This window comes from Gordonia sp. NPDC003429 (genome assembly GCF_053588575.1).
Window position 1 is genome coordinate 331774 of record NZ_JBSFQF010000001.1, and the last position, 18951, is coordinate 350724.

Genomic DNA, 18951 nt, shown 5'->3' on the forward strand with positions numbered 1-18951 from the left:
GCCGGTGTCAGCTGCCGAAAGCGTTGAGCGCGTTGCCGAATGCGCGTAATGATGCGATCGATCCGTTGTATCGGTTGAGGTCGACCGGGGTGGGTATGCCCGGCAACCGGCCGCTGTCGGTGAACTGCCAGAACGTCCAGGTGGTCCAACCGCCACGCGGCATCTCCGGTGCCGACTTCCCGTTGTAGGAGGCGATCCACAGCGGGTGGTCGGCGAATTCGCGGGTCGCACCCATGGCGGTGTTCCAGAAGTGCGGGTAGGTGTAGAGGATCGTCTTGCGTCCGGTGAGCGGTTCCAGGGTGGCGAAGAACTCGCGGACCCACGCCTGCAGGGCCGCCGGGGCGAGACCGCCCGAACTCTCCAGGTCCAGGGCGGGCGGCAGATCCAGGATGCCGTTCTGGCCCAGCACGATGCCGGCGTAGAACAGCGCCTGCGGTGCGGCGGGCCTGCTGGGATCGGCGAAATGATACGAACCGCGGATGAGGCCGGCGGCCCGCATCACGAGACTGTCGGGCACGAAGAACGGGTTGACGTACCAGGTGGATTCGGTGGCCTTGACGAACGCGAGTTGCTGCCCCGCCGCGCGCACCGCGAACCAGTCGATCGACGCACCGTTGGGATGCTGATGGCTCGACACGTCGGGACCCACCTGGGGCGCGGCATCGGCAGGTCCCGCGGCGAACGCCGCCGCGACGCCGAACGCGCCTGCCAGCGCAGCGGATACGAATGCCTGCCCAACCGCTGATCCGTGGCGCCACACCTCTGACACGGTATCCACGCCGCGGTGATCGTGCAGGAATGTTCACAATTCCGGTCGCGGATCATCTGACGGCGGACAGGCCCGCGCGGCAGATAGGCAGTGATGTTCCGAAACATGATTTAGCATCTGAAACACCGAAATGATTGTCCGCTTTCGGGAGAAGCAGGGGGATCAGGATGGGGAGTCGGCTCAGCGGCCCGAGTGCCGACTATCGCTCCGCGCGAGCACCTCGGAGCTCGACGGCCACCGGCACCACCGCCGCGCCACGGACGCGCTATTCCTCACGACACCAGTACTCGCTGAGCAGGGAGAGTGGTCGCACCCTGGGCGGCCACACGATAGCCGTCCCCGGCGGGCAGTCGACCACGTCGTTCCGTCACACCGGGAATCTGTGGTGCGTGCGGTACACCGGCGAATTCGTGTCGTCGACGCGCACTGCGGGCCAGGTCAAGGATGTGTTCGGAGATTCCGTATACCTGGGCATGCTGATCGAGGGCGAATACACGTGCTCCCACGTGGGTAGAACGGTCACCGTCATGCCCGGCCAGGCCGTAGCGCTTCGCAACGACCACCCGTTCGAGGTGCTCGTCCAATCTCGCTGGATCGATGCGATCACCATTGCCATCCCGATGGACCTCCTGCGCGTTTGGAACGTCGACGTGGCCGAGATCGTCGCCCGGCCATGGGATCTGTCGGGACTCGCGGTGCAGGCACGCGACTTCGTCGCCGAAGTCATCGTCGAGGATTCCGGTGACGCACTACCGGAGATCCTCCGGCTCGATGAGATCTTGGTGCGCATGGCCCTGCTCGTGATCTCCTCACGTGAGAGTTTCGAACTACCTGCGCCCGGGTTGCTGAACATCCGGCGAGCAGTGATCGACGCCATCGAGATAGGCGCTGCGAACCCGGAGCTCTCGTGCACCTCGATCGCGAACGGACTGCACACCAGCGTCCGTACCCTGCACCGCGCGTTCGAGGGAACCGGACTGAGCGTGACGGGTCTCATCATGCAGAAGCGACTCGAACGCGCCGCCATGGAATTGGCCTACGACGACAGAAGGCGCACCATCGCCGCTGTCGCGCACGCCAACGGTTTCCGTGGCGCCGATCAACTCACCCGAAACTTCAAGCGTCAGTACGGGATGACGCCAGTCGAGTTCCGTGACACCTGGGCCGGCGGGACAGACCCCACGCAGTGACGCAGTCGCCGATCGAACCTGCGAGCGGCCATCGGTGTCGGGGTTGCCGGCGACATTGATAGCCTCGACCGGTGCCGCCTGCCACCACCTCCGCGCTGATCAACGCCGACCGTGTGAGCAAGAGCTACGGCATTCGTCCGCTGTTGGATGCGGTGAGTCTGGGCGTTCACGAGGGTCAGCGCATCGGAGTGGTGGGACTCAACGGTGGCGGTAAGACCACGTTGCTCGAGATCCTGGGCGGGATCACCGAACCCGACAGCGGTCGGGTGTCGCGGGCCGGTGGCATCAAGGTGGCGGCCGTCACCCAGCGCGGCGAGTTGCCCGCGGGCGCGACCGTCGCCGACGTGGTGGTCGGCGGTCCGGGTGTGGCCGTGCACGAGTGGGCCGGTGATCCGCGGGTCCGCGGCATCCTCGCGGGCATCGGGATCGACGGGCTGCTCGATGCCCGCGTCGACGAACTCTCCGGCGGTCAGCGACGCCGTGTCGGGTTGGCCGCGGCGCTGGTCACCGACGCCGACGTGTTGATCCTCGACGAGCCCACCAACCACCTGGATGTCGAGGGGGTGCAATGGCTGGCCGAGCATCTGGTGGCCCGCCGCAGCGCACTCGTCGTCGTCACCCACGACCGCTGGTTCCTCGACACGGTGGCGATGCGCACCTGGGAGGTGCACGACGGGCGGGTCGACGAATACGAGGGTGGATACAACGACTGGATCTTCGCCCGGGCCGAACGCGCACGCATGTCCGACGCCGCCGAAGAACGACGCCGCAATCTGGCCCGCAAAGAACTCGCCTGGCTGCGACGCGGTCCGCCGGCACGGACATCCAAGCCCCGCTACCGCGTGGAGGCCGCCGAGAAGCTCATCGCCGATGTCCCGGCGCCGCGCGATTCGGTGAGCCTGTCGGCGTTTGCGCGCCGACGCCTCGGCCGGGTGGTGATCGAGCTCGAGGACGCCCACATCGAGACACCGGCCACCGAGGGGTCCGGTGCGCGTCGGGTATTGCTCGACGACCTGACCTGGCGGCTGGCGCCGGGCGAGCGGGTGGGTTTGGTGGGGGTCAACGGTTCCGGGAAGACCACGTTGCTGCGTGCGCTGGCCGGCGAGGTCGACGTGGCGCCGGGTCGGCGCATCGAAGGTGTCACCGTCGAGATCGGTTGGCTGCGACAAGAACTCGACGATCTGGACCCCGATCAGCGTGTGCTCGACGCGGTGGAGTCGGTGGCAACGCGGATCATGGTGGGCGACAAGGAAATGTCTGCCGCCCAGCTTGCCGAGCGACTCGGATTCTCCCCGGCAAGGCAGCGAGTCCCGGTGGGTGATCTCTCCGGCGGCGAACGCCGGCGACTGCAGTTGACCCGCATCCTGATGGCCGAACCGAACGTTTTGCTGCTCGACGAACCGACCAACGACCTCGACATCGACACTCTCCAGCAACTCGAGGACCTCCTCGACAACTGGGCGGGGACACTGGTGGTGATCAGTCACGACCGTTACCTGATCGAGCGCATCTGCGACAGTACGTGGGCATTGTTCGGCGACCGGAAGCTGACGAATCTGCCGGGTGGAATCGAACAGTATCTGCAGAGGCGCAAGGAGATCGAGGCACGTGATCGTGCCACCGGCAAGTCGGCGGCGAAAACGGCCGACGATGCCGAACCGCCCTCCTCCGGGTTGAGTGCCGCCGAACACCGTGAGGCGCGGAAGAATCTCAATCGCCTCGAACGCCGGATCGGTCAGCTCTCCGACCGCGAGGAGAAACTTCACGCCGAACTCGCCGACGCGGCAACCGATCCCGAGCGGCTGGTCACTCTCGGAACCGAATTACGTTCGGTGACAGAGGAAAAAGACGACGCCGAGGCGGAATGGCTCGAGGTGGCCGAACAGCTCGAATGATCGCGTCGAGCGTGCCCACATCCGCGTTGAGCGAGCCCACATCCGCGTTGAGCGTGCCCACATCCGCGTTGAGCGTGCCCACATCCGCGTTGAGCGAGCCCTCGGGTGGTGGTTTCGACAAGCTCAACCAGCGGGAACGACAAGCTCAACCAGCGGGAACGGTGACCTCAGCCAGCGGGAACGGCGACCTCAACGGGTGGTGGTTTCGACAAGCTCAACCAGCGGGAACGGCGAGCTCAACCAGCGGGAACGGCGACCTCAACGGGTGGTGGTTTCGACAAGCTCAACCAGCGGGAACGACGACCTCAACCAGCGGGAACGGCGAGCTCAACGGGTGGTGGTTTCGACAAGCTCAACCAGCGGACGGAGACAAGCTCAACCAGCGGGAACGGCGAGCTCAACCAGCGAAAACGTCGACGCGGGTGGCGAAGTCGTCGAGAAGACCGGCGGTGAGGGCCGGCTGGATGAGTGGGAACAGGTGCATGGCGCGCGGTACCACCACGAGTCGGCCACGAGGCGTCGCCGACACGAACCGCCGTTCGTTCACCCGGAACTGATCCCAGGCGCCATTGACGAACAGCGCTGGGCCGCGGTAGCGGCTCGCCGCGTCGAGGGCGTCGAAGCGGCTGAGTTCGGCCACCACATCGCGGATGGAGTGCAGGGCGAGCCCGCCCGCTTCCATGTCGTCGGAGACCTCACGGCCCACCGCCACCCTGGTCAGCCATCGGCTGATCTGCGACGCCTGCGCCGGGAGCAGCCCCGTCACCGCTCCGAACACCTGAAACGGTGCCGCCAGCAACGGTGACGGCTGCGCGGTGGCGCACAACACGGCGAGTCCGGCGACACCGGTGGGGTTCGACGCCGCGGTGGCCATCGCGACGTAGCCACCCATCGACATTCCCGCGAGCACCGCTGGACGACCCAACCGAGCAACCGCAGCCTCCACCGCCGACACCGCGCCGTCGAGGGTGAACGTCTCGTCGGCGCGGGTGCCGTGCCCGGGCATGTCGGGACAGACGACGTCGCGGTCCGGAATCGCAGCGGCGATCCGTCGCATCGGGGCGCCGCTGACGCGAAGTCCGTGGACCAGGACGACGGGAGTGGAGGGTCGGGTCGGGGAGCGCAGGTCGAGACCGTCGGTGCTCATCGACTGTCAGTATGCACCCGATGACCGGGAATGCCGCGGCGCCGGTCACCGCGATCGAGTCGACGAATGCGAGCGAGAATCCACCGTCGGACAAAGGACGGCGACGGTCACCCGATACCGTGGGTCCATGTCGTTCATCCGCACCCAGGTGGCCAATGGTGTCGGCGAGATCATCCTCGACCGGCCCAAAGCCCTCAACGCACTCGACCAGACCATGATCGACGACATGTACGCCAAACTTCTCGCGTGGGGCGACGACGACACCATCGACACCGTGCTGGTGACCTCGGCCGGCGAGCGGGCCTTCTGCGCGGGCGGCGACATCCGCGCCATCCGCGACCACGCCCTGGCCGGTGACGCCGACGCCGTCACCCGGTACTTCAGCTCGGAGTATCGGCTCGACCAACTCATCGCCGAGTACCCCAAGCCCTACCTCGCACTGATCGACGGTGCCGCCATGGGTGGGGGACTGGGCATCAGTGTGCACGGCGAGATCCGTGTGGTCACCGAACGCGCACTGATTGCGATGCCCGAGACGGCGATCGGCTTCTTCCCCGACATCGGCTCCAGCTACTTCTTGCCGCGATTGCCCACCGGTGTCGGCATGTGGCTGGGTCTCACCGGTGCCCGAATCCGCGGTGCCGAGGCGGTGACCGTCGGTCTGGCAACACATTTCGTGCCCTCGGCCGACCTGCCCGGGGTGGCGGGCAGGATCCGCGACGGCGCCCCGCTCGTCGACGTTCTCGGCGGCGCCGCCGCTCCCGACACCGATCTGCCGCTGCGCAAGATCGGTGAATACTTCAACGACGACAACGTGATCGGGATCGTCGGTGGTCTGCGCGGAGCGGTCGGCGACGAGTGGGCGCACGAGATGGTGACGCTGCTCGACGGCGCGTCGCCGACCAGCCTCTGGGTTACCGCAGCCATGCTCGCCGCGGGCGCGAGTTCGCCGCTCGACGAATGCTTCGACCGCGAACTGCATGCGGCGGAACGCATCACGGTGACCAACGACTTTGCCGAAGGGGTGCGCGCGGTGTTGGTGGACAAGGATCGCAACCCTGCCTTCGAGCCGGCGACCATCGACGAGGTCGACCCGGCGATGATCGCCTCCATCGTCGGCGCCTGACGGTTGCCGCGCTGACGGTTGCAGCGCTGACAGTTGCTGCGGGTCAGGGCTGCAGATCGAACCATCCGGCCAGATCGACGGCCGACACTGCCGCATCGACCTGCCCCGGACCTGCCGCCGAAGGTGGTGGTGTGGTGGATTCCTCGTCGAACGGGACGTCGTCGTCCGGGTTGAGCGGATCGGTGTCGGCGAGTGTGGCACCGGGACAGTCGAAGTGCCCCGCGGCGCGTTTCGCCGACATCGCGGTGAGGCGCAGGCGGCACGTTCCCGAACTGTGGAACGTGCCATCGGCCGACAGTCCGATGGTGGCGGCGATCGGCCCGGTGAGTGGTCCCACCGTGGGTCGGCTGACACCGATCGGCGGAAGATGTTCTCCGGTCAATTCATTCACCGGGAACTCGACCTGCGCACCGTCGCCGTCGCCGCCCTTGAACACGAACAGCAGCGAGTCGGGCGGGACGTCGGGAACCGGATCCCCCCAGCGCTCGAACCGATGACACGTGGTGGTCGGCCGCGACGTCGACGTGGTGGGCGTGGCGGGCTGCGGCGGCGCCCCCTCGGGCGGCAGCGGTGTGGCAGCCAGTGGCGCAGCGGGCGTACTCGAGATGTAGATCCGGCCGCGGGTGAAGCGAAGGTCGTAACCCGTGCGGTCGATGGCGCCGGTCGGCGGCTTCTGCGCGCAGCGTTGCGCATCGACCAGCGTCGACTCGGCGGGCATCGACGACGATGCGGCAGCCGACTGTGTGCCGGTGCTGGTGGCGTCCCCGGAACATCCGGCGACCAGCGCCACCGCGGTAAGGCAGACGAACGGCAGAAGCCGCACCCCGGTTGGGCGGCCGACGGGCACCATCATCGGCGTGGAATCAATCCGCCGTCGCCACAAGGGGTTCGAGGGTGAGGTCGGCGTGTTCCTTCTCGATGTACTGCAGCCGCCACTTGTCACTGAACAGGGCCAGCAGCGCGCCGTCGGTGCGCGTGAACACCTCCACTCCCCGCTGGCGGTCGAGTTCGGGGGCGCTGTCCGCGTCGGTGCGTCGCGCCAGCGAGTAGCCGAGCGGCTCGATCACGGTGTCGACGTTGAACTCGGTCTTCATCCGTGCGGTCACCACCTCGAACTGCATGGGCCCGACGGCGGCGAGCACCGGCGAGGCGTCGCCGCGAGTGTTGTTGCGCAGCACCTGCACAACGCCTTCGCTGTCGAGCTGATCCATCGCCTTACGGAACTGCTTGTACTTGTCGGCGGTGGTGACGCGCAGCGACGAAAAGTGTTCCGGCGCAAAGGACGGGATGGGTGGGAACTGTACCCGCGGGCCGTCGAACAAGGTGTCGCCCGGCGCCAGGGCCATCGCATTGACCAAGCCCACCACGTCGCCGGGGTAGGCGGTGTCGACGGTGGAGCGGTCGCGGCCGAACACGGTCAGCGCGTACTTGGTGGCGAACGGCTTGCCGGTCTGGGCGTGCGTCACCACCATGCCGCGGTCGAATTCGCCGGACACGATGCGCATGAACGCCAGCCGGTCGCGGTGGCTGGCGTCCATCCCGGCCTGCACCTTGAACACCACGGCGCTGAACGGATCGGTCACCTCACGGACCGTGTCGTCGATGCCGGTGCGCGGACCGGGCGCCGGCGCCAGTTCGACCAGCGCGTCAAGCAGTTCCCGTACACCGAAGTTCAGCATCGCCGAGGCGAAGATCATCGGCGAGGTCTGCCCGGCGAGAAAGAGTTCCTCGTCGTGATCCTGCCCCATCTCCGAGAGCAGTTCGCTCTCTTCGACGGCGGCGATCCACGCGTCGCCCTCCCGCTCGAGCGCGGTGTCGGGGTCGATGATCTCCTCCGGTGCGATGGTGGCGCCGCCCGCGGTGCGCGTGAAGTGGATGTACTGCCCGGTCCGCCGGTCGAGCAGCCCCCGGAAATCCCCGGCGATACCGACCGGCACGTACAGCGGTGTAGGTGTGAGGCCGATGCGTTCGCTGATCTCGTCGATGAGTTCGAGCGGGGTGCGACCGGGCCGGTCCCACTTGTTGATGATGGTGATCACCGGGATACCGCGGTGGCGACACACCTGGAAGAGTTTGAGCGTCTGCGGCTCGAGACCCTTCGCGGCGTCGATCAGCATCACCGCGGCGTCGACCGCGGTGAGCACCCGATAGGTGTCCTCGGAGAAGTCGGCGTGACCGGGGGTATCGACGAGGTTGATCACCGCGGCGGCGTCATCGGAGCCGTCGGGGGAGTAGGTGAACTGCAGCGCAGTGGAACTCACCGAGATGCCGCGCGCCTTCTCCATCTCCATCCAGTCCGACACGGTGGACTTGCGTCCCGCCTTGCCGTGGATGGCACCGGCCTCGCTGATCATGCGTGCGTGCAGCGCCAACGCCTCGGTCATGGTGGACTTACCGGCGTCGGGGTGGGAAATGATCGCGAACGTGCGACGACGTGCGGCCTCGCGTGCCACGACGCCTGCCGCTCTGGCCCCCGTCGGATCGGTAGAACTCACCCGATGAGGTTACCGGCCGCCGTCTGGTGGGGGCAAAAGGGCGTGTAGCGGCACCGATGATTCGTGTGGTTGTTGTTCAGAAGATCGAATACACCTTCAGGATCTCCTCGTGGATGTCCCACGTCCCCGACCAGCCCTTCGGAAAGAACGCACTCGTACCCGCAGCCACCTCGAGCGGTGCGCCACCGTCCTCGGTGACCGTCATCCGGCCGGCCACCACGGTGATGAACTCGTTGGTCTCCAGCAGCCACCGCGAGGGCCCCGGTGCCGAGCGCCACACGCCGACCTCGGTGTCGCCCTCGCCGGTCCACAACGTCTTGCCGTGGGTGGCCATCGCCTCGCCGGTGGCCTCGGCCAGCGGTCCCCAATCCTCGAGTTCCACCGAGGTGGGGTCGGCCACCACGATCGCGGGGATCGACACGGGATTCTCCGAAATGGTCATATTTTGTCTCCCTTATCCTGTCGCGCCCGGCACGTCGCCGGACGTCGAGGTCTGAACGCGCACCGGATCGCCGAGCAGTGCGCCGGGACCGCGGTTGAGCAACTGCCGACCGACGATGACCCGCTGGATCTCGCTGGCGCCCTCCCAGATCCGCTCGACGCGCAGTTCGCGGAACATGCGTTCGGCGACGTTCTCGCGCATGTAGCCGCGTCCACCGAACACCTGCACGGCGCGATCTGCGACGCGGCCGGCCATCTCGGAGCAGTACAGCTTGGCCATCGACGCACGCCCGTGCAGGGTTTTGCGGTCGGCGTCGGCATCGACCGACCGCGCCACCGCGTAGAGCATCGCGCGGGCGGCGAAGAGCTCCGCCGCCGAATCTGCGAGCATCGCGGCCACGAGCTGGCGGTCGCCGAGTCGGGTACCGCCCACGACGCGGGCATCGGCGAACCCGGTCATCTCGTCGACGAGACGCGAAGCCGCGCCCACGCACCGTGCGGCCACCATGATCCGCTCGTACCGAAACCAGTCCTGGGAGAACGTCATCCCTTCACCTTCGGCGCCGATGAGCTGATCGGCGGGGATGCGAACGTCGGTGAAGGAGACGATCGGATGCTCGTCGGCGATGTGATGCGAGTAGGCCGGGGTGCGCACCACCTCGATGCCCGGCGACGGCAGATCCACTACGAACAGAACGTGATCCCCGTCGTGGGGGCCGCCGGTGAGCACAGCCTGAACGAAGCAGTAATCGGCGATGTTGTAGGACGTCACATGCCACTTAACGCCGTTGACGACGTAGTGGTCGCCGTCGCGGTGGGCCGTGGCACGCAGATCGCCGACGTCGGTGCCCGCGAACTCCTCGGTGATGGCATAGCACTCGTGCCGCTCGCCGCGCACCGCCGGAATGAGCCACCGATCACGTTGTGTGGGGGTGGCCACCTCCGCCCACCACTGCGGTGGTGTGTGCATAACCCAGCCGAGCCCGTTGGTAACGCGCCCCACCTGTTCCTGCACGAGTACCTGCGAGAGCATTGAGAGTCCGGGCCCGCCCACCTCCACCGGCATGTTGGTGGCGTACAGCCCCCGGGCGATGGCCTGTTCGTGGTGATCGCCGGTGACGTCGGAAGGCAGGTGTCCACCGGCCATTTCGGCATCGACCTCCCAGCCGATGAGGTAGTCGGCGAACTGGGCGGCCCGGTCGCGCAGAGCGAGTTCGTCGTCGGTCAATCCAAACATGCGGCAGTCCGATCCTGGTGTGATGGGGTGCGTGGCGAGATGAGGACGTCGGCGGCGACGACGCCGGCGGGGCGGGCGATCACCGGGTTGAATTCGATCGCCTCGAAGGTCCCGTCGAGTTCGATGGCGATCTGCGCTACCGCGACGATGAGTTTCCCCAAGGCCTCCCTGTCGACCCCCGGACGACCCCGATGACGGTCGAGTAGGCGTCGGATGGTCAACCGGTTCACCAGATCTCGGGCGCGGTCGGCATCGATCGGGGGTAGCGCGGTGGCCGCATCACCGATCACCTCGATCAGGACCCCGCCGGCGGCGACCACCACCATCGGTCCGAACTGATCGTCGGCGATCACCCCCACCGACAGTTCCACCCCGGGCGCGGCCATCGCGTGCAGGGAGACCAGCGGACCGAGTCGCCGCGCCATGTCGGCGTAGGTGATGGCCAGTTCGTCATGATCGTCGATTCCCACGACGACGCCGCCGACATCGGACTTGTGTGCGATCCCGGGATCGGCAGTCTTGAGTACCAGCGGCCAGCCGATGTCCTCGGCAGCGGCGCGCACCTGCGCAGCGGTGCGCGCTGTCAGTGTGGGCGGTTGCGGGATGCCGTAGTCCTCCACCAGGGCGACGGCCTCGTCGACGCCGATCGGCACTCCGGTGCCGAGCCGGCCACGCCAGCGCGCGGCTCGTGCGGGATTAACGTGCACGTCGGGGAGGATTGCGGCGCAACGGCGTTCAGGTGCATCGAGCAGGTGCCGAAGCGCGAAGAGTCCCGAGCGGGTGCCCTCGAGCACCGGGATGCCCGCCCCGCGCAGGCGGTGGGCCACGTTCGGATCGATCGCCGAGGCGAGATTGGCGAGCACGACTATCGGCTCTTCGGTGGCCGACGCCACATCGACGACGGCGTCGGCGTAGTCGGTGTCGCCGTCGTACTCGGGCACCAAGTCCACCGCCAGCGCGGTGGCGCCGACGGACGGGTCGTCACTCAGGGCGTGCAGGCAATTCCGGAACAGGGCTCGCGTGTTACGGCCGGCGCCCCAGATGTCGAGCGGGTTGGTGGGTTCGAGTCCCTCGTCGAGGTGCTCGGCCAGTACCGACCGGGTCTCAGGGGTCAAATCTGCCAGTGGCGTGCCGATTTGAGTGGCGAGATCGACAGTCATGGTGCGTTCGGCGCCCGAATCGTGTGCGGTGGCCAGTCCCCGACCACCGGCGTGCGCGGTGCGGCGCGGATTGGCCAGCAATTCGATGAGATCGGCACACTCGGCCAGGTCGGAAGCGCGCACCGCGCCCAAGTCTGCGCACAGCGCATCCCACGTGGCGAAATCGCCTGCCACCGCACCCGAGTGGGCCGCCACCATCGCCGATCCCGCCGGCGAGCCACCAGTGGCCAGTATGACCACTTCGATGTCGTGAGACCGTGCCCGGTGCAACGACTCCCGGAGTCGTCGGCCGTCGCGAACGGTCTCCAAAATCAGCGCGAGCACCCGGGTGCCGCCCTCGGTGACGATGTAGTCGACGTAGTCGGCGGTGGTGGTGACCAACTCCTGGCCGGAGGAGACAGCGAGATCGTACGACAATCGCTGACGTGTCCGTAGTACGGTCGAGAACATCGATCCCGAGTGGGTGATCAGCGATACCGGGCCTGCCCTCAGATCCGCTCGCTCGAGGTAGCCCAGGGCTCGCAGGCCGGTACGGACATTCAGAAAGCCCATACATCCGGCGCCGCACAAGGCCATTCCGGCGTCGCGAGCAGTGGTGGCTATCCGGTGGCGCAGTTCGTGACCGTGGGCCGATCCGTAGACCACCGCCGAGCGTGCGCCGATCGACGCCGCGTCGTGCATCTGCTCGGGCAGCGCGGAATCGCCCACGCCGAGCATCACCAGATCGATCTCGGCGTCGAGGTCGGTGAGGCCGGGCACGCACGGACGATCGCCGATCGTTCGGTACCGGGGATTGACGTAGTAGATCTCGCGGTTGCCGCTGGAGCGACCCACCTCGGTGACCATGCGCTCGCCGAACGATCCGGCGCGCGAACTCGCGCCGACCACCGCGATGGTGCGTGCATCGAGCATCGCCGACACCGATGCGGACGAAATCTGTGGCATGAGAGTCCTGATGAGCGGGGTACGGGACGGGTGGACGGGAGTGAGAGCGAATGCATTTGACTGACTGTTCAATCTAGTGGCGTGCTATATTGCCCGCAAGAGATCTGGTGTGACATCCATGTGAATTGACCGAAACCGCTTGGGCGAGTCCGGTTCACGAAGAGGCGATGCGGTGGTGAGAGGAGCGGGCAATGGCTGACGCGGCACCGGCGACCAAGGAGAATGCGGAACGCCGAATCGGTATCCTTTCTGCGGCAGCGGGTTTGATTTGTGAACGCGGTTTTGGTGACACCCGGATCGCCGACGTCGCCAAACGGGCCGAGGTGAGTTCGGCGTTGGTGATCTACTACTTCGGCACGCGCGATCAACTCCTCGTCGAGGCGTTGCGACACTACGAGGAAGAGTTCTACACAGGCGCCTCGGCGATGATGCGCGAGTCTCCCCGGTTCGTCGACCGGCTCGACAAGCTGATCCGCTCCTGCTGCACGCCGCGCGGCAAAGATCCCTCCCCGGGCGACTGGGGACTGTGGCTCGACGTGTGGGCCACGGCCACTCGGCATCCGGAGGTGTCCGATGTGCGTGTAGAACAGGATCGCCGCTGGCGCGAGCTCGTCGAAACAGTTCTGCGCGAAGCTGTTTCCCATGGCGAGATCGAAGTGGCCGACCCGCGCGATCTGGCTGTCAGTCTCTGTGTGCTGCTCGACGGACTGGCGATCCAATGCACGCTGGGCGACAGCGAGGTGACGCCCGACCGCGGTTACGAGATCGCCATGTCCTACGTCGAGAGCGCGTTGGGTGTGGCACTCGTGAGGCCCGACCGCGTAGAGTCCTGAGTCGCCCTCGCGGAGTTGGCCAGTACCCGGGCCGCCGCCGTGGCGAAGGTGCACTGCACCGGCGTGCCGGGTGGGATCAGCGCGCGCGCACCGCGATTGGTGACCTCGACGGAGAGCGGCTCGCCGGTCGCGGTCCGCACGCGAACCTCGGAACTGGACCCCTGATAGATCACGTCGGTGATCACGGCGTCGATGGAGTTGTCGCCGGCGGCAGGTACTGAGGTGGGCTCGGTGATCTGCACCTGTTCCGGCCGGAGCACCAAGCAGGCCGCGCCCCGGACGACGCCCGGAGCGGCCACCGTGCGGATCGTGGCACCGAAGGCGCGGCACACTGCGCGATCACCCGATACCTCGAGTACCTCGACGTCCACGAGGGTCGAACTCCCGATGAAGCCCGCGACGTAACGGGTCCGCGGTGCGGTGTACACCTCTTCGGGTGTGCCGATCTGCTCGATAGATCCACCCGCCATGATCGCAATCCGGTCGCTCATTGTGAGCGCTTCCTGCTGATCGTGCGTGACGTGGATGAACGTGATGCCCACCTCGCGTTGCAGCGTGCGCAACTCGAGTTGCAGGCGGGTTCGCAGCGCGGCGTCGAGGGCGCCCATCGGTTCGTCGAGCAGGAGCACCGAGGGCCGCAACACCAGCGCCCGGGCGAGCGCGACGCGTTGCTGCTGCCCACCCGACAACTGCGCCGGACGATGCGTGGCATGGGCGGACAGACCGACGAGGTCGAGAACGTCGGCCACGCGGCGTCGCGCGTCGTTGCCGCGTACCCGGTGGTACTTGAGCCCGAACGCCACGTTCTCGGCCACCGTCATCAGCGGGAACAATGCGTAGTTCTGGAACACGGTGTTGAGCGGTCGGCGGTGCGGTGCGACATCGGTGATGTCGGCGCCGTCGAGCACGATTCGTCCCGAGTCGGCACGTTCGAAACCGGCGATCACCCGCAGTGTGGTTGTCTTGCCGCATCCCGAAGCGCCGAGCAGAGAGCAGAATTCACCTGCCGCGATGTCGAGATCGACGCCGTCGACCGCTGTGACACCGCCGAAGGACTTACGGATTGCGCGAAGGCTCACCGCTCCTGTTGTCGACGTGCCGGTCATGCGATCACCTCTGCGGCCCGGCTCGCGAGGCGGTCGAAATTCGCGATCAACCGGTCGATGTCGGCGCTGGTGTGTTGCACCGAGATGAGCCACTGCTCGGTCTTTCCCCAGGGTGGCAGGAACACGCCACCGTTGTGCTGAATCAGCCAGTGCAACTGGCCCCATCGGCCGTCGAGGTCGAGGAAACCGCGGTAGTCGGTGACAGGCCGGGGCGAGAACACCACACATCCCTTGGCGCCGACACTCATCACGTGCCAGGGGAGTCGGTGCGCGGCGATACTCGCCGAGATACCCGTGGACGCTTGTGCGGCGAGTGCATCGAGATGGCGGTACGCGGCGTCGTCGAGCACCTCGGTGAGATTTGCCCGGGTGGCGGCCATCGCAAGGGGATTGCCGTTGAACGTACCCACCTGCTCGTAGCGTTCGTCCACGATTGCCGACATGGCCTCGGCGGTACCGCCGATCGCGGCCACCGGGAGTCCGCCGCCGAGCGCCTTGGCCAGGCACACGATGTCCGGGGCCACGCCGTAGCGGCGGGTCACACCGCCGGGCCCCGTGGTGAATCCGGTCTTCACCTCGTCGAAGGTCAGGTATGCGCCGTGTGCGTGCAGCACCTCGCGGACACCGGACAGGTAGCCGTCGGCCGGTGGGATGATCCCCGCATTCATCATGACGGGTTCCACGATCATGCCGGCGATGCGACCGGGGTTCTCGTCGAACACCCGCTGCACTGCCGCGACGTCGTTGAATGGCACGATCACGGTGAGATCGGTGATGGCGCGAGGAATTCCGTTGCCGGCCGGCACACTGACGGGATGATCGGCGGGACCCGCGTCGGCGAGATCGGGCTGCACCGACACCTGGACCGAGTCGTGGTGGCCGTGATAGCACCCCTCGACCTTGATGATGAGATCGCGGCCGGTGAGGGTGCGCATCAGGTGCACCGCGTCCATGGTGGCCTCGGTACCCGAATTTGCGAACCGCCACAGCGGTAGACCCCACCGCCGGCTGAGTTCTGCGGCCACCACGATGGCGTCTTCGGTCGGTTGCGCGAAATGGGTTCCGCGCGCGACCTGACAGGTCACGGCATCGACGATCGCGTGATGGGCGTGACCGGCGATGGCGGCTCCGTAACCTCCGTGGAGATCGACGTACTCGTTCCCGTCGATGTCCCAGATATGGCCTCCTGCACCATGATCAAGCCATACCGGCTGAGGGTCAGCGATCTGCCAACTCGACGTGGCCCCGCCGGCGAGCACGGTTCGCGCGCGTCGGCCGATGTCGGATCCGACCGGTTGGCGGTGGATGAAGATGTCGCTTTCGGCCGCTATCGCCTCGTCGAGTGTCGCTGAAGCTGACGTAGATGTAACCACCGTGAAACCTCCGAACCCAGTGGACTCATTAGATTGACTGAGTGTTCAGTCGAGTGATGTTGACGTGAGCTTAGTTGGCTACCGGCGCCGGTACAACACTCAGCGCAGAGTGAATCGGCATCGGGACATCTCGTGACCGACCGGAGGTAACACATGGCACAGCGACAGCCCTCGCGACGTGACTTCCTGCGTGCCGCAGCGATTCTGGGTATTTCGGTGCCGGCGCTGGGCACCGCACTGACCGCATGCGCGCAGCGTTCCGACTCGACGACGTCCGAACTGCGGATAGCGTCACCGCAGAATCCGGTGACGTGGCCCATCGCCAAGGACAATCAGACGATCGCCGACGGGTTGCCGCCCGAGAAGGGCACGCTGCTCGTCTACAGTTACGCCGACTACATCGCCGGCGATGTGATCAAAACCTTTGAAAGCCAGTACGGCGTGACGGTGGAGGTATCGACCTTCAACGACGCCGACGAGTCGATCGCGAAGATCCGGTCGGGGGCGGTGCCCTTCGACGTGTACATTCCCAGCTACGACCAGTTGGCCAAGCTCGTCACCGCCAATCTGATCCGGCCGCTCAATCACAGTTATCTGAGCAACATCGCCAACGTCTGGGATGTCTTCACCAACCCCTGGTACGACCAGGGCTGGCGGTACACGGTGCCTTACACCGTGTACACCACGGGGATCGCCTGGCGTACCGATCAAGTCGGCGCCGACATCGCCGCCCTGCCCAATCCGTACGATGCGCTGTGGGACCCGTCGTACAAGAACAAGGTGGGCCTGATCGACGACTGGCACACCGCAATGGCGATGGTGTTGCTGCGCAACGGGATCACCAATGTCAATACCGACTCGAAGGCCGATCTGGACAAGATCTCCGTCGGGCTCTCGAACATGAAGTCGGCCACCAATCCCAAGGTCACTGCGTCGATGTACACCGAATTGCCTGCGGGACAGCTCGGTATCACCCAGATGTGGTCCGGCGACGCGGTGAACTCTCAGTACTACCTGCCCAAAGGTCAATCCCCGGACACACTTCGCTATTGGTTTCCGCAGGACGGCAAAGGTCTGGTGGACAACGATCTGATGGTCGTCATGAAATCCGGGAAGAATCCCGTGCTCGCTCATCTGTTCCTGCAACACGTGCTCGACACCGACACGGCGCTGAAGAACTTCAGTGGCATTGGGTACCAGCCTCCGCAGAAGTCACTGAATCAGGCCACGCTGGTGCAGCAGGGCTATCTGCCGCCGTCACTCGCTCAGGCGGCGGTGCGTGAGGAGTGGTTCAACGTCGGCTACCGTTTGCTCGAACTCAGCCCCGTCAACGATGCTGCCTGGCACCAGGTGTGGCAGAACTTCAAGGCGGGCGCATGAGCCTGGCCGTCGATACGCTCCCCACGGCGCCGGAGACGCCGTCGCCACATCGGCGACGACGGGTCCGGTTGCCCGGACTCGGTGTGGCACTGGCACTTCCCGGCACATTGTGGCTGCTGTTCTTCTTCGTCTTCCCGCTGTACGTGGTGCTCGCCGTGGTGTTCGGCCGGGTGGATCCGGTGTTTCGGACCGCAGTACCCGAATGGAATCCGTTCTACTGGAATCCCTCTCAGTTCACGTACGTCCTCACCCACATCGTGGGGCCCGACGGCGTGTTCGGTCCGGCCATCTTGCGTACCGTCATCTATGTGGGACTGGCCAGTGTTCTCTGCCTGGTGATCGCGTTTCCCATCGCCTACTTTGTGTCTCGTCAGTCGGGTCGTTGGCAGGGGTTGCTGCTCGCGCTGCTGATCGCGCCCTTCTGGATCAGTTACATGATGCGGATGCTCTCGTGGGTCAACCTGCTCGCCAACGACGGACTGGTCAATCGCGTTCTGAGCCTCGGCGGCCTGCTGCCTGTGCACGTGGATTGGTTGTCCGGATCGGCGATGGTGGTGATTCTCGGCCTCGTCTACGGGTACGTGCCGTACATGATCGTGCCGCTGGTGGCCGGCCTGGGCCGCCTGCCCGACTCGGCCATCGAGGCCGCACGTGATCTCGGGGCAACCCGCACCGGGGCCTTTGTGCGCGTCACCCTGCCGATGACGCGCCCCATCATCCTCGCCAGTGTGATGCTCACGTCGCTGCCGATGCTCGGCGACTACTTCACCAACGACATGTTGTCGGGATCGCCGAACACATCGATGGTCGGCAATCTCATCAACGAGACGGTGCTGACCCCGGGGCAGACTGGACAGGCCGGTGCGTTCGTCCTGCTCGTCCTGCTCGTGTGCCTGATCCCGATGTTCTATTACGTCCGTTCGGTATCGCGATCCGACGGGTTCCTGGCGTGAGGGAGACAATCGGATGAATGCTCTGTCGAGGTGGTGGTACGACCCGTGGCGCAAGCCCCGCGTACTGGCTGCGGTGACGATCGGTTACCTGATCTGGTCGTTACTCCCCATCGCCATCGCGGTGCTGTTCTCGTTCAACGACGGCCGATCGAGGTCGGTGTGGCAGGGATTCTCCACCCAGTGGTACTTCGGTTCCGATCAATCGGTGTTCGGCAACGACACACTACATTCGGCGTTGATCCAGACGTTGTGGCTCGGCCTGCTCACCACGATCATCACCGTGCCGCTCGGCGTGGCGCTCGGAGCCGGGTTGCATCGCTGGGGAGGTCGGGTTCCCAACGGTGTCAACGGATTGATGCTCATGTCGTTCGTCATTCCGGAAACCCTTCTCGCGGTGGCGATCCTGTTCGTGGTGACCAACCTGGTACTGCCCATCACGCTGGGAACCTCCGCGCAAGTGGTTGGCCTGATCACTTTCCAGTTGTCCTATCCGGCGGTGCTGGTCAGGTCGCGGCTCGCGACGATAGGATCGTCCTACGAAGAAGCGGCGATGGATCTCGGCGCCTCGCCCTGGCAGGCGCAGATCCGGGTCATCCTGCCGATGCTGGTCCCGGCGATCGTGGCCAGTGCGGTTCTCGTATTCGCGGATGTGATCGACGATTTCGTGATCGTCCGCTATCTGTCGGGAAGTGCGGACTCCGAACCGGTGTCCGTGCTGATCTACAACTCCGCACGGTCGTCACCGACGCCGGCGCTCAATGCGCTGGCCACCATGTTGCTCGCCGCGGCCATGTTGGCCATCGCGATCGGTTTCGGCATCTACCGGTGGCTCGGGCGGCGCAGCGGAGCCGACACCGGTCTAAGCGCGTTCGCCGGCGAATGACGACCTCACAACCAGTTC

17 protein-coding genes are annotated in these 18951 nt (G+C 66.0%); 8 read left to right on the plus strand and 9 right to left on the minus strand.

The features are described from left to right. Nucleotides 1-7: 7 nt before the first annotated feature. Nucleotides 8-712: a glycoside hydrolase family 25 protein gene (locus ACWDSI_RS01565; RefSeq protein ID WP_449745916.1), complete on the minus strand. Its 705-nt coding sequence runs from the start codon at nt 710-712 to the stop codon at nt 8-10. A 446-nt stretch (nt 713-1158) separates the two neighbouring features. Between ACWDSI_RS01565 and ACWDSI_RS01570 the strand changes: the two genes are divergently transcribed. Next, a complete protein-coding gene (locus ACWDSI_RS01570; protein ID WP_449745524.1) occupies nt 1159-1959 on the plus strand; it encodes a helix-turn-helix transcriptional regulator in 801 nt (266 codons plus the stop codon). A gap of 71 nt (nt 1960-2030) precedes the next feature. Then, nucleotides 2031-3854: an ABC-F family ATP-binding cassette domain-containing protein gene (locus ACWDSI_RS01575; RefSeq protein ID WP_449745523.1), complete on the plus strand. Its 1824-nt coding sequence runs from the start codon at nt 2031-2033 to the stop codon at nt 3852-3854. A gap of 397 nt (nt 3855-4251) precedes the next feature. Here the strand turns inward: ACWDSI_RS01575 and ACWDSI_RS01580 are convergent, their stop codons facing one another. Continuing rightward, on the minus strand, nt 4252-5001 hold the full coding sequence (locus tag ACWDSI_RS01580) for an alpha/beta fold hydrolase (RefSeq protein WP_449755470.1): 750 nt from the start codon (nt 4999-5001) through the stop codon (nt 4252-4254). 127 nt (nt 5002-5128) lie between these two features. Here ACWDSI_RS01580 and ACWDSI_RS01585 point away from each other — a divergent pair, with 127 nt between their 5' ends. Next, entirely contained in the window at nt 5129-6127 is a 999-nt protein-coding gene (locus ACWDSI_RS01585; RefSeq protein WP_449745521.1) for an enoyl-CoA hydratase/isomerase family protein, read from the plus strand. Nucleotides 6128-6170: 43 nt separating this feature from the next. On the opposite strand, the gene ACWDSI_RS01590 is transcribed toward ACWDSI_RS01585, so the two are convergent. The 5 genes from ACWDSI_RS01590 to ACWDSI_RS01610 all read right to left on the minus strand — a co-directional run bounded on the left by ACWDSI_RS01590 (nt 6171) and on the right by ACWDSI_RS01610 (nt 12405). Further along, entirely contained in the window at nt 6171-6980 is an 810-nt protein-coding gene (locus tag ACWDSI_RS01590; protein WP_449745520.1) for a hypothetical protein, read from the minus strand. A 10-nt stretch (nt 6981-6990) separates the two neighbouring features. Beyond that, on the minus strand, nt 6991-8622 hold the full coding sequence (locus tag ACWDSI_RS01595; RefSeq protein WP_449745519.1) for a peptide chain release factor 3: 1632 nt from the start codon (nt 8620-8622) through the stop codon (nt 6991-6993). Nucleotides 8623-8698: 76 nt separating this feature from the next. Beyond that, complete coding sequence (locus tag ACWDSI_RS01600; protein WP_449745518.1) at nt 8699-9064, minus strand: cupin domain-containing protein; 366 nt, start codon at nt 9062-9064, stop codon at nt 8699-8701. 12 nt (nt 9065-9076) lie between these two features. Continuing rightward, entirely contained in the window at nt 9077-10300 is a 1224-nt protein-coding gene (locus tag ACWDSI_RS01605; RefSeq protein ID WP_449745517.1) for an acyl-CoA dehydrogenase family protein, read from the minus strand. Next, nucleotides 10288-12405 (minus strand): acetate--CoA ligase family protein, encoded by a 2118-nt coding sequence (locus ACWDSI_RS01610; protein ID WP_449745516.1) that lies wholly within the window; start codon nt 12403-12405, stop codon nt 10288-10290. Before ACWDSI_RS01610 ends, ACWDSI_RS01605 begins: the two co-directional genes overlap by 13 nt. Before the next feature lie 191 nt (nt 12406-12596). On the opposite strand from ACWDSI_RS01610, the gene ACWDSI_RS01615 reads away from it, so the two are divergent. After that, on the plus strand, nt 12597-13238 hold the full coding sequence (locus tag ACWDSI_RS01615) for a TetR/AcrR family transcriptional regulator (RefSeq protein WP_449745515.1): 642 nt from the start codon (nt 12597-12599) through the stop codon (nt 13236-13238). Here the strand turns inward: ACWDSI_RS01615 and ACWDSI_RS01620 are convergent. Together ACWDSI_RS01620 and ACWDSI_RS01625 are read right to left on the minus strand one after the other, a co-directional pair. Then, on the minus strand, nt 13181-14344 hold the full coding sequence (locus ACWDSI_RS01620; RefSeq protein ID WP_449745514.1) for an ABC transporter ATP-binding protein: 1164 nt from the start codon (nt 14342-14344) through the stop codon (nt 13181-13183). The genes ACWDSI_RS01615 and ACWDSI_RS01620 overlap by 58 nt on opposite strands. Then, nucleotides 14341-15513 (minus strand): aspartate aminotransferase family protein, encoded by a 1173-nt coding sequence (locus tag ACWDSI_RS01625; protein ID WP_449745915.1) that lies wholly within the window; start codon nt 15511-15513, stop codon nt 14341-14343. The genes ACWDSI_RS01620 and ACWDSI_RS01625 overlap by 4 nt, the downstream gene beginning before the upstream one ends. Here ACWDSI_RS01625 and ACWDSI_RS01630 point away from each other — a divergent pair. The 4 genes from ACWDSI_RS01630 to ACWDSI_RS01645 all read left to right on the plus strand — a co-directional run bounded on the left by ACWDSI_RS01630 (nt 15400) and on the right by ACWDSI_RS01645 (nt 18933). Continuing rightward, nucleotides 15400-15696, plus strand: a complete 297-nt coding sequence (locus ACWDSI_RS01630; RefSeq protein WP_449745943.1) for a hypothetical protein — start codon at nt 15400-15402, stop codon at nt 15694-15696. The genes ACWDSI_RS01625 and ACWDSI_RS01630 overlap by 114 nt on opposite strands. A 174-nt stretch (nt 15697-15870) precedes the next feature. After that, complete coding sequence (locus ACWDSI_RS01635) at nt 15871-17097, plus strand: extracellular solute-binding protein (RefSeq protein ID WP_449745513.1); 1227 nt, start codon at nt 15871-15873, stop codon at nt 17095-17097. Next, nucleotides 17094-18050, plus strand: a complete 957-nt coding sequence (locus ACWDSI_RS01640; protein WP_449745512.1) for an ABC transporter permease — start codon at nt 17094-17096, stop codon at nt 18048-18050. The genes ACWDSI_RS01635 and ACWDSI_RS01640 overlap by 4 nt, the downstream gene beginning before the upstream one ends. A gap of 13 nt (nt 18051-18063) precedes the next feature. Continuing rightward, nucleotides 18064-18933, plus strand: coding sequence for an ABC transporter permease (locus ACWDSI_RS01645; RefSeq protein WP_449745511.1), 870 nt, complete (start codon nt 18064-18066; stop codon nt 18931-18933). Nucleotides 18934-18951 lie beyond the last annotated feature (18 nt).

Coding starts and splice junctions, on each gene's coding strand:
- ACWDSI_RS01615 (WP_449745515.1), top strand. CDS start 12,597: ATGGCTGACGCGGCACCGGCGACCAAGGAGAATGCGGAACGCCGAATC.
- ACWDSI_RS01620 (WP_449745514.1), bottom strand. CDS start 14,344: ATGACCGGCACGTCGACAACAGGAGCGGTGAGCCTTCGCGCAATCCGT.
- ACWDSI_RS01600 (WP_449745518.1), bottom strand. CDS start 9,064: ATGACCATTTCGGAGAATCCCGTGTCGATCCCCGCGATCGTGGTGGCC.
- ACWDSI_RS01585 (WP_449745521.1), top strand. CDS start 5,129: ATGTCGTTCATCCGCACCCAGGTGGCCAATGGTGTCGGCGAGATCATC.
- ACWDSI_RS01635 (WP_449745513.1), top strand. CDS start 15,871: ATGGCACAGCGACAGCCCTCGCGACGTGACTTCCTGCGTGCCGCAGCG.
- ACWDSI_RS01630 (WP_449745943.1), top strand. CDS start 15,400: ATGGGTTCCGCGCGCGACCTGACAGGTCACGGCATCGACGATCGCGTG.
- ACWDSI_RS01580 (WP_449755470.1), bottom strand. CDS start 5,001: ATGAGCACCGACGGTCTCGACCTGCGCTCCCCGACCCGACCCTCCACT.
- ACWDSI_RS01605 (WP_449745517.1), bottom strand. CDS start 10,300: ATGTTTGGATTGACCGACGACGAACTCGCTCTGCGCGACCGGGCCGCC.
- ACWDSI_RS01610 (WP_449745516.1), bottom strand. CDS start 12,405: ATGCCACAGATTTCGTCCGCATCGGTGTCGGCGATGCTCGATGCACGC.
- ACWDSI_RS01645 (WP_449745511.1), top strand. CDS start 18,064: ATGAATGCTCTGTCGAGGTGGTGGTACGACCCGTGGCGCAAGCCCCGC.
- ACWDSI_RS01590 (WP_449745520.1), bottom strand. CDS start 6,980: ATGATGGTGCCCGTCGGCCGCCCAACCGGGGTGCGGCTTCTGCCGTTC.
- ACWDSI_RS01640 (WP_449745512.1), top strand. CDS start 17,094: ATGAGCCTGGCCGTCGATACGCTCCCCACGGCGCCGGAGACGCCGTCG.